Below are 15667 nucleotides of genomic sequence, written 5' to 3'. Positions count from 1 at the left end.
TCCCATGAACATCAAGACAGCCCTGAGCCGTATCGTCGAACACCTCGACCTCAGCACCGAAGAAATGCGCGACGTGATGCGCGAAATCATGACCGGTCAATGCACCGAGGCGCAGATCGGCGCATTCATGATGGCCATGCGCATGAAGAGCGAGAGCATCGATGAAATCGTCGGCGCCGTTTCGGTGATGCGTGAGCTGGCCGATCAGGTCGAACTCAAGACCCTCGACGGCGTGGTCGATGTGGTCGGCACAGGCGGTGACGGTGCGAACATTTTCAACGTGTCGACGGCGTCCGCGTTTGTCGTCGCGGCAGCCGGTTGTACCGTGGCCAAGCACGGCAACCGCGCGGTATCGGGCAAGAGCGGCAGCGCCGACCTGCTGGAAGCAGCCGGCATTTACCTGAACCTGACGCCGGTACAGGTCGCCCGTTGCATCGACAATGTCGGCATCGGTTTCATGTTTGCCCAGACTCATCACAAAGCCATGAAGTACGCCGCTGGCCCGCGTCGCGATCTCGGCCTGCGTACGCTGTTCAACATGCTCGGCCCGCTTACGAATCCGGCCGGTGTCAAACATCAGGTGGTGGGCGTGTTTACCCCTGCGCTGTGCCGGCCGTTGGCCGAAGTCTTGCAGCGCCTGGGTAGCAAACATGTGCTGGTGGTGCATTCGAAGGACGGTCTGGACGAGTTCAGTCTTGCCGCGCCTACCTTTGTCGCTGAACTGAAGAACAACGAGATCACTGAGTATTGGGTCGAGCCGGAAGATCTGGGCATGAAGAGCCAGAGCCTGCACGGTCTGTCGGTCGAAGGCCCGGAAGCGTCGTTGGCGCTGATTCGCGATGCGCTGGGCAAGCGCAAGACCGAGAACGGCCAGAAGGCTGCCGAAATGATTGTGCTCAATGCCGGTGCGGCGCTGTACGCGGCTGACCTGGCGACCAGTCTCAAAGAAGGCGTGGCGCTTGCGCACGATGCTCTGCACACCGGTCTTGCTCGGGAAAAACTCGAGGAGTTGGGTGCCTTTACCGCGGTATTCAAAGTGGAGAATGAGGGATGAGTGTACCGACGGTTCTGGAAAACATTCTGGCGCGCAAAGTCCAGGAAGTCGCCGAGCGTAGCGCTCGCGTCAGCCTGAGCGAGCTGGAAAGTCTGGCCAAGGCGGCCGATGCACCCCGTGGTTTTGCCCAGGCATTGCTGGCGCAGGCCAAGAAGAAGCAGCCGGCGGTGATCGCCGAAATCAAAAAGGCTTCGCCGAGCAAAGGCGTGATCCGCGAGAACTTCGTGCCTGCCGACATTGCCAAGAGCTATGAGAAGGGTGGTGCGACCTGTCTGTCCGTACTGACCGATATCGACTACTTCCAGGGCGCTGATGTCTACCTGCAACAGGCCCGCGCCGCGTGCAAACTGCCTGTAATTCGCAAGGACTTCATGATCGATCCGTACCAGATCGTCGAAGCCCGCGCGCTGGGCGCCGACTGCGTGCTGTTGATCGTCTCCGCACTGGACGACGTGAAAATGGCTGAGCTGGCCTCGGTGGCCAAAGGCGTGGGTCTCGATGTGCTGGTGGAAGTGCACGATGGCGATGAGCTGGAACGCGCACTGAAAACCCTCGACACGCCGCTGGTCGGGGTCAACAACCGCAACCTGCACACCTTCGACGTCAGCCTGGAAACCACCCTCGACCTGCTGCCGCGCATCCCGCGCGACCGTATGGTGATTACCGAGAGCGGCATCCTCAACCGTGCCGATGTCGAGTTGATGGAAATCAGCGACGTTTATGCGTTCCTGGTGGGCGAAGCGTTCATGCGCGCGGAAAGCCCGGGCACCGAACTGCAGCGCCTGTTCTTCCCGGAGCGTGGCGTTCCGGTCAGTGGTTCGACTCTCGACTGATTGCCGTTAGACCGAGTCGACCCCTTCGCGAGCAAGCCCGCTCCCACATTTGGAATGCATTTCCCCCTGTGGGAGCGGGCTTGCTCGCGAAAGGGCCTTCAAATTTCCCGAAGATTTACGATCTGCCGGAGTTCTCCATGTCGCTGCCAACCCCCCTGACCATCGAAGCCGGCCTCAAGGCCGAGCAAGACCTGTTGGCCTCGATCTGCGCCGGCGACGCCGAATTCGGCCTGCTGTTCTGGCAACCGAGCGATTGCGCTCTGGTCATGCCGCGCCGGCTCAATCGTCTGCCCGGTTTTGACCACGCCTGTGAAGTCTCCGCTGCTGCCGGCTGGCCAGTCTTGCTGCGGGAAACCGGCGGTGAACCGGTCCCGCAATCCGCTTCAACCATCAACATCGCATTGGTTTACGCCCCGCCCCGCAGCGAGGGCGATCTGAACCGCATCGAAACCGGTTACCGGCGCCTGTGTGATCCGATCTGTGAATTGCTCGATGAGTTGGGTGGTGTGTCGTCGTTGGGCGAAATCGACGGCGCGTTCTGCGACGGTCGTTTCAACGTCAATCTCGACGGCCGCAAGATGGTCGGCACCGCTCAGCGCTGGCGCCAGAGTCAGGGCGGGCAGCGTCCGGTGGGGCTGGTGCACGGGGCGATGCTGATGGATAACGAGCGCGAGTCGATGGTTGCAGCGGTCAATCGCTTCAACGAGGCTTGCGGTCTGGAGCAGCGGGTGCGCGCCGAAAGCCACATCGCCCTGCATGAGAAGTTCGTCGCGCCAACGGCTTTGGCGCGTCTGGATGAGCTGTTTCGTCTGATGCTGGCGCAGGTCTACAGCGCCTGATTTTGTGCGCTTAGCGCGTGCCGAAGACCACCATGGTCTTGCCTTTCACATCGACCAGGTTGCGTTCTTCAAGATCCTTGAGCACGCGACCGACCATCTCCCGCGAACAACCGACAATCCGGCCGATTTCCTGACGGGTCACCTTGATCTGCATGCCGTCCGGGTGGGTCATCGCGTCGGGCTGCTTACACAGCTCCAGCAGGCAGCGGGCCACGCGACCGGTAACGTCGAAGAACGCCAGGTCGCCGACCTTGCGCGTGGTATTGCGCAGACGTTGGGCGATTTGTCCGCTGAGGACGTAAAGAATGTCTGGATCCTGCTGCGACAGTTCGCGGAACTTCACGTAGCTGATTTCGGCGATTTCGCATTCGACCTTGGCCCGCACCCATGCGCTGCGTTGCTGTTCTTGGCCTGCCTGTTCGAACAGACCCAGCTCGCCGAAGAAGTCCCCGGCGTTGAGGTAGGCGATGATCATTTCGCGGCCGTCGTCATCTTCGATCAAGATGGTGACCGAACCTTTGATGATGAAGTACAGCGTGTCCGAGCGATCGCCGGCGCAGATGATGTTGCTCTTGGCCGCATGGCGACGGCGCTGGCAATGCATCAACAGCTTGTCGAGGTTCTTGATTTTGGGTGTGGGGGTAATAGCAACCATGGTTGTATCCCGAAAAGACTGCACGGTGATGTTTGATTTTTTTATGAGGCGTTGAAGGCGGTCGCTACACAGGCTGACAATTGGCGCCAGCGAATTGGCGCCAGCTTACCAGACACTTCGTCGAAAATTCGAGAAATTACCTACGCAGCTGAGGCATCCGTCCTAGGAACGCCGGGCGCTGCCAGAGCAAAGGCCTGTGCTAAGCTGGCGACCCTTTTTTCTACAGTGGAGTCTTGGCGATGAAGGCACGCATCCAATGGGCTGGCGAAGCCATGTTCCTCGGCGAATCCGGTAGCGGACATGTTGTGGTCATGGACGGACCGCCGGACGCCGGTGGTCGTAATCTGGGTGTTCGCCCGATGGAAATGCTCCTGCTGGGCGTTGGCGGTTGCAGCAACTTCGACGTGGTCAGCATCCTGAAGAAGTCGCGTCAGGCGGTTGAAAGCTGCGAAGCGTTCCTCGAAGCCGAGCGCGCGACCGAAGATCCGAAGGTGTTCACCAAGATCCACATGCACTTCGTGGTCAAGGGCCGTGGCCTGAAAGAAGCCCAGGTCAAGCGCGCCATCGAACTGTCTGCCGAGAAGTATTGCTCGGCCTCGATCATGCTCGGCGCGGCCGGCGTGGCGATCACTCACGATTATGAAATCGTCGAGCTCGGTTGAATCGACATTCAACTATCATAAAAGCAGTGCAGACTCTGGCGATCCCTCGCTGACGTCTGCATAATGCGCCACTTTTTTCAGGGCAGTGATCGGTCAACCGACGGATCGTCCGCCTGAACAGATAACCAAAATCGCCATCGCGAAGAGGTGTTAACCGTCCTACGCAGGTGCGTTGTTCGCACTTGACGGGCATGCTTGATCACGCGGCTGCGCCGCATACATAGAGAGTTTTTAACGGTGAAAAGCAAACTCAAGCTCCACGGGTTCAATAACCTGACAAAGACCTTGAGCTTCAACATCTATGACATCTGCTACGCGGAAACCCCGCAAGACCAGCAGGCTTACGTCGAGTACATCAATCAAGAGTACAACGCCGAACGCCTGACGCAGATCCTCACGGAAGTTGTCGAAATCATTGGTGCCAACATTCTGAACATCGCGAGTCAGAACTATGAGCCTCAGGGTGCCAGCGTCACGATTCTGATCTCGGAAGAGCCGGTGACCCCGACTGACAGCCAGATCGAAGAGTCCCCGGGTCCATTGCCCGAAATCATCCTTGCCCACCTCGACAAGAGTCACATCACGGTGCATACCTATCCGGAAATCCATCCGGACGCCGGTATTGCGACGTTCCGTGTGGACATCGACGTGTCGACCTGTGGTGTCATTTCACCGCTTAAAGCGCTCAACTTCCTCATTCACCAGTTCGATTCGGACATCGTGACTGTGGATTACCGTGTGCGCGGCTTCACCCGTGACGTTGAAGGCAACAAGCACTTCATCGACCACGAGATCAACTCGATCCAGAACTACCTTTCCGAAGACACTCGCGACGCGTACCAGATGACCGACGTGAACGTGTACCAGGAAAACCTGTTCCACACCAAAATGCTGCTGAAGAACTTCGAACTGGATAACTACCTGTTCGGCGACGCCACCAGCAACCTGTCCTCCGAGCAGCGTGCTCAGGTGACCGAGCGTGTGAAACACGAAATGCTGGAAATCTTCTACGCGCGCAACATGCCGGCGTAAGATTCCCGGGCACAAAAAAGGCGACTACCGTGCGGTAGTCGCCTTTTTTATTACCGAAACAGAACCCTGTGGGAGCGAGCTTGCTCGCGAAGGGGCCCTGCCAGACAACACTGAAGTCAGATCCTGTAGGTACTCTTGGTCATCACCTTCGCCAACAGACTCATCCCGAACTTCACCGGCGCCGGAAAACGGAAACCACCCGCATCCAGTGCACTCTCCGCATGATGCTCTTCATCAATGCGCATCTGTTCCAGAATCGCCCGGGACTTTTCGTCCTCGGCCGGCAATTGTTCCAGGTGCTCGTTCAAGTGTTTGCACACCTGATGCTCGGTGGCCGCGACGAAGCCAAGGCTGACCTTGTCACTGATCAGACCAGCTACAGCGCCGATGCCGAACGACATTCCATAGAACAGCGGATTGAGCACGCTGGTATGGCTGCCCAGTTGATGGATGCGCTGTTCGCACCACACCAGGTGATCGATTTCTTCTTCGGCGGCGTGCTCCATGGCAGCACGCACCTGCGGCAACTTGGCGGTCAGCGCCTGCCCCTGATACAGCGCCTGGGCGCAGACTTCACCGGTGTGGTTGATGCGCATCAGGCCGGCGACGTGGCGGGTGTCTTCATCGCTCATCTGCACATCCGGCTGCACGATGGCAGGCGACGGACGGTACGGCTGGCCGCTGAAAGGCAGCAGGGTACGCATCGCGGCATCGGCTTGCAGCAGAAGACGGTCAATCGGCGAGTAGTGACGTTGGGTAGTCATGCTGACCTCCGGGAAAAATCTCGACCGCCAGTTTAACCGAATCGGCCGGGGAAGGTTTGCGCTGGGTCATTTGCCACGCGGTCATGCTTTTGGTGGAAGCGGGCTTGCTCGCGAAGGCGTCGGCATCTTCAGAATATCAATGTCAGACACTCCGCTTTCGCGAGCAAGCCCGCTCCTACAGGGGCGGATGCAGTGAATCAGCCCGGCGGCCAGTTCATCTGGCGCTGACCAAGTACGTGCATATGAATGTGATAGACGGTCTGGCCACCTTTTTCATTGCAGTTCATCACCACCCGGAAGCCTTCCTCGCAGCCCAGCTCCAGTGCCAGACGCTGGGCAGTGAACAGGATGTGCCCGGCCAGTGCCTTGTCGTCTTCGGTCAGGTCGTTGAGGGTGCGCACCGGTTTCTTCGGGATCACCAGAAAATGCACCGGTGCCTGAGGGGCGATGTCGTGGAACGCCAGAACCTGGTCGTCCTCGTAAATGATCTTGGCCGGGATCTCCCGGTTGATGATCTTGGTGAACAGAGTATCCACTGCTGTTTTCTCCGTTGTGGGGGCTGGCCTGAGTGTACTCATGGGAAATGACCCCGCCCAGTGTTTTGCCGTAGGACAGTTCAGCGCGGGCAGTAAGCCTTGTTGACCATGCCGACGATGGTGCGATTGAGCCAGCGCGAGCCGAGGCGTGGCAGGAAGGCCAGCCACCGGTTGCGTCGTCCCGGAATGATGATGGCGCGGTTTTTCTCCAGTGCACGCACGGTGTACAGCGCGACTTCCTCGGGACTCATCAGCAGTTTGCTGTCCTTGAGTTTGTCGCTGTTGAGCTGCGCGGTGCGGAAGAATGCGGTGCGGGTCGGGCCGGGGCAAAGTACCGAGACTTTGACCGCGCTCTGTTTCAGTTCAACCCGCAGCGCTTCGGAGAAGTGCAATACGTAAGCCTTGCTGGCGTAGTAAGTGCTCATCCACGGGCCGGGATTGAACGCCGCCACCGAGGCGACGTTGAGGATCTGTCCGCCGCCCTGCAGCGCCATGCTGTTGCCGATGGCGTGGCACAGGCGGGTGAGGGCGAGGATGTTGACTTCGATCAGATCCTGCTCGGTCATCCAGTCTTGGGCGAGGAACGGGCCGCAGGTGCCGATGCCGGCGCAGTTGACCAACAGATCGATCTGCCGGTCGCCTTCTTCCAGTTCCAGCAGGAAGCCGGACAAGCGCAATGGCTCGCCCAGGTCGCAGGCGCGGAACAACACCTCCACGCCAAAGCGCTGGGTCAGTTCGATCGCGATACTTTCCAGCTGATCACGCTGGCGGGCCACCAGAATCAGGCTGCGGCCGCGCCGGGCCAGCGCTTCAGCCAGGGCCAGGCCGATGCCGCTGGAGGCGCCAGTGATCAGAGCGTAACGGGTCATGCAATTCTCCATCGCAACAGCTCCGCGCCAGCGACGCAGGTGTCACGGCGGGGAGCGTTGTTCATTCTTTCGCAGAGTCTACAGGGGCCGGGGCCGCTTCGGCTGCATCGTCCACGGAATTCGCCGGTTCAGTCTCGACCTCGACTTCATCGGTGGTGACCGAGCCGCTTTCGTAGCTGCTCTCAAGGTTGCTTTCGTATTCCTGCTGAATGGCCGAGATGCCGCCGAGCATGCCACCGGCAAATACCAGGGCGAAGAACACGATCCACAACGAGCACAGCACTTTGACCGCGGTGCTGTTGGGTGGCGGTGGCGGGCCGTAGCGGTTGGCGCCGGTGTTGCCCGGCACGACCATGATCACCAGCGGGAAGAAGCTGCCCACGAACGGCACCAGGTTCAGCAGCCACAGCCAGCCGGACCAGCCGATATCGTGCAGGCGCTGTACGCTGAACAGAATGCTGACAATGATGAAGCCGAGGAACAGGAAGAACGCGAATATCCCGCCAATGATCAGGCCGGTGGTGGAGTCGCCACTGACCAGTCCGAGAGCGAGCAGGGCGAATATGCCCACGATCGGCAGGGTCACCAGGCTCAGTACCATCGTCCAGGCCAGAAACCGCAGGCGACCGATCCGGCCTTCGACGCTGAAGGGCTTGAGCACTGCGAATGCTGGCAGGTTTTCGCCGACATTGGCCCGAGGTGGCGCATAGGGTGATGCGGGTTCGTTGAAAGTCGCCGGTTGTTCATGCACGTCCGACAGACTCAGTTCGATCGCCGTTTCGCTTTCGATCCGTGCATCGATCCCGGTCTTGCTCAGTGCTTGCAGATAAGTCTGCGCATCGCTGTGGGTCAGGTCGCGTTTGAGGGCGACGGTGCTGCCGTTGAACAGGCGCTCGATGGCGGCAACATCGCTTTTGAACAGGGCCGCCAGATTGAGCTTGGCGGTGGTGAGATCGACGCCGGGCTGCAGAGCACCGTCGAAAACGATCTTGTAACGAGGTTCGCTCATGGTCGGGGCATCCTTGTCGCGAATCAATTGAAAGTCAGCAAGTGTAAGGCCAGTCGGTCGATCACTGGCCTGATTTTTCTCAGCGCGGCCAGCGTTTGGGCAATTGCGCCGCGCGTTCCTGCGCCTGACGATATTCCGCGTCGAGCCGGGCGATCAACTGGTCGACGCTCGGCAGGTCGTCGATCTGGCCTACGCCCTGGCCGGCCGACCACACGGTCTTCCAGGCCTTGGCTTCATCGTTGATCGGTTTGAGCTTGTCACCGAAATTGACTTCGCCCTTGCCTTGCAGCGCGGCCATGTCGAAACCCGCCGCCTCCAGGCTCTGGCGCATGAAGCTGGCCGGTACTCCGGAGACTGCAGGAGTATGAATGATGTCCGCCGCCTTGGCCGTCAGCAGCATGTCCTTATAGGCATCAGGCGCATGACTTTCGGTGGTGCCGATAAATCGCGTACCGAAGTAGGCCAAATCCGCGCCGAGCAGCTGTGCGGCCAAAATCTCATGGCCGTGGTTAAGACATCCGGCAAGCAACAGGGTTTTATCGAAGAATTCACGGATCTCGGCGATCAGTGCAAACGGACTCCAGGTGCCGGCATGGCCGCCGGCGCCCGCCGCGACGGCGATCAAGCCGTCGACTCCGGCTTCGGCGGCTTTCTCGGCATGCCGGCGCGTGGTCACGTCGTGGAACACCAGTCCACCATAGCTGTGCACGGCATCGACCAGTTCCTTCACTGCGCCGAGGCTGGTGATGACAATCGGCACCTTGTGCTCGACGCAGATGTTCAGATCCGCCTGCAGGCGTGGATTGCTGTTGTGCACGATCAGGTTCACTGCATACGGCGCCGGGTTGTCCAGTGTCGCCAGGCCCGCTTCAATCTGCTCCAGCCAGGCCTTGAAGCCGCTGCTTTCACGCTGGTTCAGCGCCGGGAAGCTGCCAACCACGCCGTTACGGCAGCAGGCGAGCACCAGCTCCGGGTTGGAGATCAGGAACATCGGCGCCGCCACTACCGGCAAGCGCAGACGTTGTTCGAGCAGAGCGGGCAACGACATTGGAAATCCCCCGAGGTGTGATGCTGTTATGAAGTTAGAACGGCTTGACCACGACCAGAATTACGATAGCCAGCAATATCAGAACCGGCACTTCATTGAACCAGCGATAAAAGACATGGCTGCGGGTGTTCTCGCCACGGGCGAAGCGTTTTACCTGCGCGCCGCACATGTGGTGGTAGCCGATCAGCAAGACAACCAGGGTCAGCTTGGCGTGAATCCAGCCGCCCATGCTGAAGATGCCCGGATTGAGGTAGATCAGCCAGCCGCCGAAGATCAGCGTGGCGATCATCGCCGGGCCCATGATGCCGCGATACAGCTTGCGCTCCATGAGGCTGAAGCGTTCCTTGCTGATCGCGTCTTCACTTTGCGCGTGATAAACGAACAGCCGCGGCAAGTAGAACAGCCCGGCAAACCAGCACACGACACTGACGATGTGAAACGCTTTGATCCACAGATAGAACATTTTTGGTTATTCCCAGGTTCACGGTAGCCGGGATAGTAGAGGCTTGAGCGTCCGCACGTCACCTTGATGGTTGTCGCAGGGGCGCGCGGCCCCTATTATCGACGGCTTTCCAGTGGGTTCGTTGAGGGCAGGTTTATGGTCAAGGTCGGTATCGTCGGCGGCACGGGTTACACCGGTGTCGAACTGCTACGTCTGTTGGCACAGCATCCGCAGGCAGAAGTGGTGGTAATCACTTCCCGATCCGAGGCCGGTCTGGCCGTGGCTGACATGTACCCGAACCTGCGCGGTCACTACGACGGTCTGGCGTTCAGCGTGCCGGACATCAAAACCCTGGGTGCGTGCGACGTTGTGTTCTTCGCCACCCCGCACGGCGTTGCCCATGCGTTGGCCGGTGAACTGTTGGCGGTGGGCACCAAGGTCATCGACCTGTCAGCGGACTTCCGGTTGCAGGACGCTGAAGAATGGGCCAAATGGTACGGACAGCCACACGGTGCGCCGGCGTTGCTGGACGAGGCGGTCTACGGCCTGCCGGAAGTCAATCGCGAGCAGATCAAGAAGGCGCGTCTGATCGCCGTACCGGGTTGCTATCCAACCGCCACACAGTTGGGTTTCCTGCCGCTGCTTGAAGCGGGTCTGGCTGATACTTCGCGTCTGATCGCTGACTGCAAATCCGGCGTCAGCGGTGCTGGTCGCGGTGCTTCTGTAGGCTCGCTGTATTCCGAGACGTCGGAAAGCATGAAGGCTTATGCGGTGAAAGGTCACCGTCATCTGCCGGAAATTCGCCAGGGTCTGCGTCGCGCTGCCGGTAAGGATGTCGGTCTGACCTTCGTCCCGCACCTGACCCCGATGATTCGTGGCATTCATTCCACGCTCTACGCGACCGTGGTTGATCGTTCGGTGGATCTGCAGGCACTGTTCGAAAAGCGTTATGCCAACGAGCCGTTCGTCGACGTGATGCCGGCCGGCAGCCATCCGGAAACCCGCAGCGTGCGTGGCGCAAACGTCTGCCGCATCGCTGTACATCGTCCGCAGGATGGTGATCTGGTGGTGGTGCTGTCGGTGATAGACAACCTGGTCAAAGGCGCGTCGGGTCAGGCGGTGCAGAACATGAACATTCTGTTCGGCCTGGATGAGCGCTTCGGCCTGTCCCACGCAGGCATGCTGCCGTAACACGTTCGGTAACACAGCAAAAAGGCCCGTTAAACGGGCCTTTTTGCATTCTGGGCAGTTGGTCGGGTTTATTGATATACCGTAACAATAGTTGACCGATTTTCTAGGACAAGCGGATAATGCGCGTCATCACGCATTATGGCGGCGTAACGCCGGGAGATAGTCAGCATGAGCGTCGAATCCTTCACCCCCACGGCTTTGCAATTCACCCAAGGTGCTGCGCACAAGGTGAAGAGCCTGGTCGATGAAGAGGGGAATGATCGCTTGAAGCTGCGCGTATTCGTTACGGGCGGCGGTTGTTCGGGGTTTCAGTACGGCTTCACCTTCGATGAAGATGTGGCCGAGGACGACACCATCGTCGAGCGCGAAGGCGTGAGTCTGGTGGTCGATCCGATGAGTTTCCAGTACCTGGCGGGTGCCGAAGTGGACTATCAGGAAGGTCTGGAAGGTTCGCGCTTCGTGATCAAGAACCCGAACGCCACCACGACCTGTGGTTGCGGCTCTTCGTTCTCGATCTGATCGCACCTCGCTGCGCACAACAAAACGCCGCAGAGCCTTACGGTTCTGCGGCGTTTTTTGTTGCTGGCGTTTTATTCAGTTGGGATAGATGGCGCCGAGTACCCGCAGGCCTTTGGCGCCGGTGACGCTCGGGCGATTGGCGGCAATGCCTTCGAGGCAGCAATGGGCCAGCCAGGCGAAGGCCATTGCCTCGACCCAGTCCGGATCGACGCCGTGAGTGGCGGTGCTGGCGACGGTGGCGTTAGGCAGCAGGTCGGCAAGACGTTTCATCAGCGTAGCGTTGTGAGCGCCGCCGCCGCAGACCAACATTTCCCGCGTATCGGATTGAGCGCTTTGCAGCGACTCGACGATGGTCTGCGCCGTCAGTTCGAGCAGCGTTGCCTGAACGTTTTCAGCAGCGAAGCTCGGCAAACTTGAGAGGTGGTGCTCCAGCCACGGCAGGTTGAACACTTCCCGGCCAGTGCTCTTCGGGCCTTTGGTCACGAAGAACGGGTCGCCGAGCAGAGCTTTCAGCAAGACTGGCTCGACCGTGCCGGTGGCTGCCCACTGGCCGTTGCGATCATAGTTCTCGCCGCGTTGCTGATGAATCCAGGCATCCATCAGCACATTCCCAGGGCCGCAGTCGAAACCGGCTACAGGCCTGGTCGGTTCTATCAGACTGAGATTGCTGAAACCGCCGACATTCAGGACTGCGCGGTTGCCGTTACGCTCTTCGAACAAAGCCTCATGGAAGGCTGGCACCAGTGGGGCACCCTGACCGCCAGCAGCCACGTCGCGGCTGCGGAAGTCGCTAACCACGGTGATGCCGGTCAGCTCGGTCAGTAGTGCGGGATTGCCGATCTGCACTGTGAAGCCACGAGCGGGCTCATGGCGAATGGTCTGGCCATGGCTGCCGATTGCACGAATGGCCTCAGGCTTCAGTTGCTGCTGATCGAGGAGGGTATGGATGCCCTGTGCAGCGAGTTTGACCCAGTGCTGCTGGGCGATCGCCGAGCGGGCAATCTCGTCGGGGCCGCTGGCGCACAAGCCAAGCAGCTCGGCGCGCAGGGTTTCAGGCATGGGGATGTAAAGCGTGGCGATCAGTTTGATCGCCGAGGTCTGCTCGATCAGGGCGATGTCCAGCCCATCGAGACTGGTGCCGGACATCACGCCGATATAAAGAGCCATGGCTTAGCGCTTGCTCGAAGCCAGCATGGTGGCCTTCTCTTGATCCATGCGCGCCATCAGCGGCTGGCTCTGCGCAAGGAAACGTGCGCGCTCGGACTTGGCGATCGGATCTGCCATCGGCAGCTTCTGGCCCAGTGGGTCGACGTGAACACCGTTGACCTGGAACTCATAGTGCAAGTGCGGTCCAGTGGACAGGCCGGTGGTACCAATGTAACCGATCACTTGGCCCTGCTTGACGCTGCCGCCGGTTTTCACGCCTTTGGCGAAGCCTTGCATGTGGCCATACAGCGTGCGGTAGGTGTTGCCGTGCTGGATGATCACCGTGTTGCCGTAGCCACCGCGGCGACCAGCCAACAGCACTTTACCGTCACCGGCAGCCTTGATTGGCGTACCGCGTGGCGCTGCGTAATCGACGCCTTTGTGGGCGCGGATCTTGTTGAGGATCGGGTGTTTGCGGCCCATGGAGAATTTCGAACTGATGCGGGCGAAGTCCACCGGGGTACGGATGAACGCCTTACGCATGCTGTTGCCATCAGCGGTGTAATAGCTGCTGTTGCCTTGTTTGTTGGTGTAACGCACGGCGGTGTAGGTCTTGCCGCGGTTGGTGAAGCGTGCAGACAGAATCGGGCCGGTGCCCACTGCCTTGCCGTTGACCACTTTCTGCTCGTAGATCACGTCGAATTCGTCACCTTGACGGATGTCCTGAGCGAAGTCGACGTCGTAGCCGAAGACGCTGGCCATATCCATGGTCAGGCTATGGGACAGGCCTGCACGGGCAGCGGATTGTGACAGGGAGCTATTGATCACGCCGTGCACGTAAGCCGTGCGAACGGTCGGCTTGGCTGTTACGCGGTTGAATGCGTAGCCCTTGTCATTCTTGGTCAGGGTAATGGTTTCGACGTCGCTTACCTTGCTGTGCAGGCTGGTCAGTTGGCCTTCCGGGTTCAATTCGAACTCCAGCTTCTGGCCGTGCTTGAGCTGGCTGAACTGTTTGGCTTGTTTGTCGCTGGCCAGCACTTCGTGCACAGCAGCGGCTGGCAGACCGACTTTCTCGAACAATGTAGAGAGCGTATCGCCTTTGGAGACGACGACTTCGCGGTGCCCCGGGGCTTTTGATTTCTCTGCAGCCGGAGCTGGGGCAGGTGCGGCTTCAGCGGTTTTCGGGGTTTCTTCGGTGCTGTTTTCGATCTGGGCGAAAGGTGAGGCTGCTGGCTCATTTGTGGCTTGAATCGCGTCAGCAGCGTCTTGATCTTGTGTCAGTTGTTCAGCAGGACTTTCCAGTTCCAGGCTCAGGGTCGTCTTTTTTGCTTCAACATCACTGGAAGGAAATACCAGGAGCGCCAGGCTGAGAAGGGCGGCGATTCCACTTGCGGCAAGCAGGTGGGTCTTCGGGTAAAGCGGTGGCGCTTTAGACGGTTCAGTGGTCATAAGTAATTTTGACTTTGAAAAAAGATGAATTGGAAAAGATGCATGACATGATGAAGATGAAATAACTGTATAAAATATAACCAAATCATCCCCGAAGCAAGTCTACAGACACCCTGTCTGCAGATTGGTGTCCGTGCGCCGGGCAAAACTTGTAATTGGTGCACGATCTTGTATGGTTGGTTCCCTTTGAATCTGAGCCTTGCGGGTCTGTTATGAAGTCGGTTGAAGAGCAGCTAGCGCTGATTAAACGTGGTGCGGAAGAACTATTGGTCGAGTCCGAGCTGATCGAGAAGCTCAAGCGCGGCCAGCCGCTGCGTATCAAGGCTGGTTTCGATCCAACCGCCCCGGATCTGCACTTGGGTCACACCGTGCTTATTAATAAGCTGCGCCAGTTCCAGGAATTGGGGCATCAGGTGATCTTCCTGATTGGTGACTTCACCGGGATGATCGGTGATCCAAGCGGCAAGAGCGCTACGCGTCCTCCTTTGACTCGCGAGCAGGTTTTGGAAAACGCCGAGACCTACAAGTCTCAGGTGTTCAAGATTCTGGATCCGGCGAAAACCGAAGTTGCGTTCAACTCCACCTGGATGGATCAGATGGGGCCGGCGGACTTTATTCGTCTGACTTCGCAATACACTGTCGCGCGTATGCTTGAGCGTGATGACTTCGATAAGCGTTACACCACCAATCAGCCGATCGCTATTCATGAGTTCCTCTATCCGCTGGTTCAGGGTTATGACTCGGTTGCTCTGCGCGCGGATGTCGAACTGGGCGGTACCGATCAGAAGTTCAACTTGCTGATGGGGCGTGAGCTGCAGCGTGGTTATGGTCAGGAAGCTCAGTGCATTCTGACCATGCCGTTGCTCGAGGGCCTGGATGGCGTGAAGAAGATGTCCAAGTCGTTGGGCAACTACGTGGGTATCCAGGAAGCGCCAGGTGTGATGTACGGCAAGCTGGTTTCGATTCCGGATGCGCTGATGTGGCGTTACTTTGAGCTGCTCAGCTTCCGTTCGATGGATGAGATCGATGCCTTCCGTGCGGATGTAGAGGCAGGGGCTAACCCGCGCGATATCAAGATCAAGCTGGCAGAAGAGATTGTCGCTCGCTTCCACGGTGAGGAGGCTGCCGCCAATGCGCATCGCGCTGCTGGTAACCGTATGAAGGATGGTGAGCTGCCGGATGATCTGCCGGAGATCGAACTGGTCTCTGCTGAAGATATGCCGATTGCGGCCGTCCTTAATAAGGCAGGGCTGGTGAAGAACTCGGCGGCTGCGCGTGATTTGTTGGCTTCCGGTGGTGTGCGTGTGGATGGTGAGGTGGTTGATCGCTCCTTTATATATGTGCTGGGCGCGACCCACGTTTGCCAGGCGGGCAAGAAGGCATTTGCACGCATCACGTTGAAATCTGAATAAAGTTGGATTTAGGGGTTGACGGCGAATTTTAGAAGTCTATAATTCGCCCCACTTCCGGCGCAGTCGAAACGGAAAACTCCTTGAGATTCAATGAGTTACGCAGTTTTCGACAGCGACTTGCTTCAGTTCATCGAAGCCTGGAAGGAGTTGAAAGAGCGGTGATGTTTGGCTCTTTTGACGGTTCGATCTTCTCGGTCGAAAGCGGAG

At 58.8% G+C, this 15667-nt stretch carries 17 protein-coding genes; 8 read left to right on the top strand and 9 right to left on the bottom strand.

Going from position 1 to position 15667, the window contains the following annotated elements; translation table 11 throughout:
* The first annotated feature begins 4 nt into the window (after positions 1 to 4).
* From trpD to J1G18_RS00075, 3 genes are all read left to right on the top strand, one after another.
* Complete coding sequence (gene trpD / locus J1G18_RS00085) at positions 5 to 1054, top strand: anthranilate phosphoribosyltransferase (RefSeq protein WP_003228800.1); 1050 nt, start codon at positions 5 to 7, stop codon at positions 1052 to 1054.
* Entirely contained in the window at positions 1051 to 1887 is an 837-nt protein-coding gene (trpC, locus tag J1G18_RS00080) for an indole-3-glycerol phosphate synthase TrpC (RefSeq protein ID WP_098965892.1), read from the top strand. The genes trpD and trpC overlap by 4 nt, the downstream gene beginning before the upstream one ends.
* Positions 1888 to 2024: 137 nt before the next feature.
* On the top strand, positions 2025 to 2726 hold the full coding sequence (locus J1G18_RS00075) for a biotin/lipoate A/B protein ligase family protein (protein WP_098965890.1): 702 nt from the start codon (positions 2025 to 2027) through the stop codon (positions 2724 to 2726).
* A gap of 10 nt (positions 2727 to 2736) precedes the next feature.
* Here J1G18_RS00075 and crp read toward each other — a convergent pair whose 3' ends face one another.
* A complete protein-coding gene (crp, locus tag J1G18_RS00070) occupies positions 2737 to 3381 on the bottom strand; it encodes a cAMP-activated global transcriptional regulator CRP (protein WP_007966430.1) in 645 nt (214 codons plus the stop codon).
* Between the two features lie 239 nt (positions 3382 to 3620).
* On the opposite strand from crp, the gene J1G18_RS00065 reads away from it, so the two are divergent.
* Entirely contained in the window at positions 3621 to 4043 is a 423-nt protein-coding gene (locus J1G18_RS00065; RefSeq protein WP_003228794.1) for an OsmC family protein, read from the top strand.
* Positions 4044 to 4280: 237 nt separating this feature from the next.
* On the top strand, positions 4281 to 5075 hold the full coding sequence (gene speD / locus J1G18_RS00060; RefSeq protein WP_027610737.1) for an adenosylmethionine decarboxylase: 795 nt from the start codon (positions 4281 to 4283) through the stop codon (positions 5073 to 5075).
* 116 nt (positions 5076 to 5191) lie between these two features.
* Here the strand turns inward: speD and coq7 are convergent, their stop codons facing one another.
* The 6 genes from coq7 to hemJ form a co-directional block, all read right to left on the bottom strand.
* Positions 5192 to 5839 carry a 2-polyprenyl-3-methyl-6-methoxy-1,4-benzoquinone monooxygenase gene (coq7, locus tag J1G18_RS00055; protein WP_027610738.1) on the bottom strand — a complete coding sequence of 216 codons (648 nt, stop codon included), beginning with the start codon at positions 5837 to 5839 and terminating at the stop codon, positions 5192 to 5194.
* Positions 5840 to 6036: 197 nt separating this feature from the next.
* Positions 6037 to 6375: a histidine triad nucleotide-binding protein gene (locus tag J1G18_RS00050; protein ID WP_003228789.1), complete on the bottom strand. Its 339-nt coding sequence runs from the start codon at positions 6373 to 6375 to the stop codon at positions 6037 to 6039.
* 80 nt (positions 6376 to 6455) lie between these two features.
* A complete protein-coding gene (locus J1G18_RS00045) occupies positions 6456 to 7244 on the bottom strand; it encodes an SDR family NAD(P)-dependent oxidoreductase (protein WP_098965888.1) in 789 nt (262 codons plus the stop codon).
* 61 nt (positions 7245 to 7305) lie between these two features.
* Positions 7306 to 8253, bottom strand: coding sequence for a DUF805 domain-containing protein (locus J1G18_RS00040; RefSeq protein WP_103368672.1), 948 nt, complete (start codon positions 8251 to 8253; stop codon positions 7306 to 7308).
* Between the two features lie 79 nt (positions 8254 to 8332).
* On the bottom strand, positions 8333 to 9301 hold the full coding sequence (locus tag J1G18_RS00035; protein ID WP_135296673.1) for an NAD(P)H-dependent flavin oxidoreductase: 969 nt from the start codon (positions 9299 to 9301) through the stop codon (positions 8333 to 8335).
* Positions 9302 to 9335: 34 nt separating this feature from the next.
* Positions 9336 to 9764: a protoporphyrinogen oxidase HemJ gene (gene hemJ / locus J1G18_RS00030; RefSeq protein WP_210556569.1), complete on the bottom strand. Its 429-nt coding sequence runs from the start codon at positions 9762 to 9764 to the stop codon at positions 9336 to 9338.
* A 135-nt stretch (positions 9765 to 9899) separates the two neighbouring features.
* Between hemJ and argC the strand changes: the two genes are divergently transcribed.
* Complete coding sequence (gene argC / locus J1G18_RS00025; protein ID WP_210556571.1) at positions 9900 to 10934, top strand: N-acetyl-gamma-glutamyl-phosphate reductase; 1035 nt, start codon at positions 9900 to 9902, stop codon at positions 10932 to 10934.
* A 168-nt stretch (positions 10935 to 11102) separates the two neighbouring features.
* On the top strand, positions 11103 to 11453 hold the full coding sequence (gene erpA, locus J1G18_RS00020; RefSeq protein WP_003228776.1) for an iron-sulfur cluster insertion protein ErpA: 351 nt from the start codon (positions 11103 to 11105) through the stop codon (positions 11451 to 11453).
* A gap of 75 nt (positions 11454 to 11528) precedes the next feature.
* Here the strand turns inward: erpA and J1G18_RS00015 are convergent, their stop codons facing one another.
* Positions 11529 to 12620, bottom strand: coding sequence for an anhydro-N-acetylmuramic acid kinase (locus J1G18_RS00015; protein ID WP_098965878.1), 1092 nt, complete (start codon positions 12618 to 12620; stop codon positions 11529 to 11531).
* Between the two features lie 3 nt (positions 12621 to 12623).
* On the bottom strand, positions 12624 to 14048 hold the full coding sequence (locus J1G18_RS00010) for a peptidoglycan DD-metalloendopeptidase family protein (RefSeq protein ID WP_098965877.1): 1425 nt from the start codon (positions 14046 to 14048) through the stop codon (positions 12624 to 12626).
* A 212-nt stretch (positions 14049 to 14260) separates the two neighbouring features.
* Here J1G18_RS00010 and tyrS point away from each other — a divergent pair, with 212 nt between their 5' ends.
* Positions 14261 to 15460, top strand: a complete 1200-nt coding sequence (gene tyrS, locus J1G18_RS00005; RefSeq protein ID WP_098965875.1) for a tyrosine--tRNA ligase — start codon at positions 14261 to 14263, stop codon at positions 15458 to 15460.
* The last annotated feature ends 207 nt before the right edge of the window (positions 15461 to 15667 follow it).

Source organism: Pseudomonas sp. MIS38 (assembly GCF_019891575.1).
Classification (GTDB): Bacteria; Pseudomonadota; Gammaproteobacteria; order Pseudomonadales; family Pseudomonadaceae; genus Aquipseudomonas; species Aquipseudomonas putida_A.
The sequence above is the reverse complement of the archived record's forward strand: the minus strand, read 5'-3'. Positions and strand labels throughout refer to the sequence as shown.

What these genes read in the sequence shown, in the direction of transcription:
- trpD (WP_003228800.1), top strand. Translation starts at nt 5, where the DNA reads ATGAACATCAAGACAGCCCTGAGCCGTATCGTCGAACACCTCGACCTC.
- trpC (WP_098965892.1), top strand. Translation starts at nt 1,051, where the DNA reads ATGAGTGTACCGACGGTTCTGGAAAACATTCTGGCGCGCAAAGTCCAG.
- J1G18_RS00075 (WP_098965890.1), top strand. Translation starts at nt 2,025, where the DNA reads ATGTCGCTGCCAACCCCCCTGACCATCGAAGCCGGCCTCAAGGCCGAG.
- crp (WP_007966430.1), bottom strand. Translation starts at nt 3,381, where the DNA reads ATGGTTGCTATTACCCCCACACCCAAAATCAAGAACCTCGACAAGCTG.
- J1G18_RS00065 (WP_003228794.1), top strand. Translation starts at nt 3,621, where the DNA reads ATGAAGGCACGCATCCAATGGGCTGGCGAAGCCATGTTCCTCGGCGAA.
- coq7 (WP_027610738.1), bottom strand. Translation starts at nt 5,839, where the DNA reads ATGACTACCCAACGTCACTACTCGCCGATTGACCGTCTTCTGCTGCAA.
- J1G18_RS00045 (WP_098965888.1), bottom strand. Translation starts at nt 7,244, where the DNA reads ATGACCCGTTACGCTCTGATCACTGGCGCCTCCAGCGGCATCGGCCTG.
- J1G18_RS00040 (WP_103368672.1), bottom strand. Translation starts at nt 8,253, where the DNA reads ATGAGCGAACCTCGTTACAAGATCGTTTTCGACGGTGCTCTGCAGCCC.
- J1G18_RS00035 (WP_135296673.1), bottom strand. Translation starts at nt 9,301, where the DNA reads ATGTCGTTGCCCGCTCTGCTCGAACAACGTCTGCGCTTGCCGGTAGTG.
- hemJ (WP_210556569.1), bottom strand. Translation starts at nt 9,764, where the DNA reads ATGTTCTATCTGTGGATCAAAGCGTTTCACATCGTCAGTGTCGTGTGC.
- argC (WP_210556571.1), top strand. Translation starts at nt 9,900, where the DNA reads ATGGTCAAGGTCGGTATCGTCGGCGGCACGGGTTACACCGGTGTCGAA.
- erpA (WP_003228776.1), top strand. Translation starts at nt 11,103, where the DNA reads ATGAGCGTCGAATCCTTCACCCCCACGGCTTTGCAATTCACCCAAGGT.
- J1G18_RS00015 (WP_098965878.1), bottom strand. Translation starts at nt 12,620, where the DNA reads ATGGCTCTTTATATCGGCGTGATGTCCGGCACCAGTCTCGATGGGCTG.
- J1G18_RS00010 (WP_098965877.1), bottom strand. Translation starts at nt 14,048, where the DNA reads ATGACCACTGAACCGTCTAAAGCGCCACCGCTTTACCCGAAGACCCAC.
- tyrS (WP_098965875.1), top strand. Translation starts at nt 14,261, where the DNA reads ATGAAGTCGGTTGAAGAGCAGCTAGCGCTGATTAAACGTGGTGCGGAA.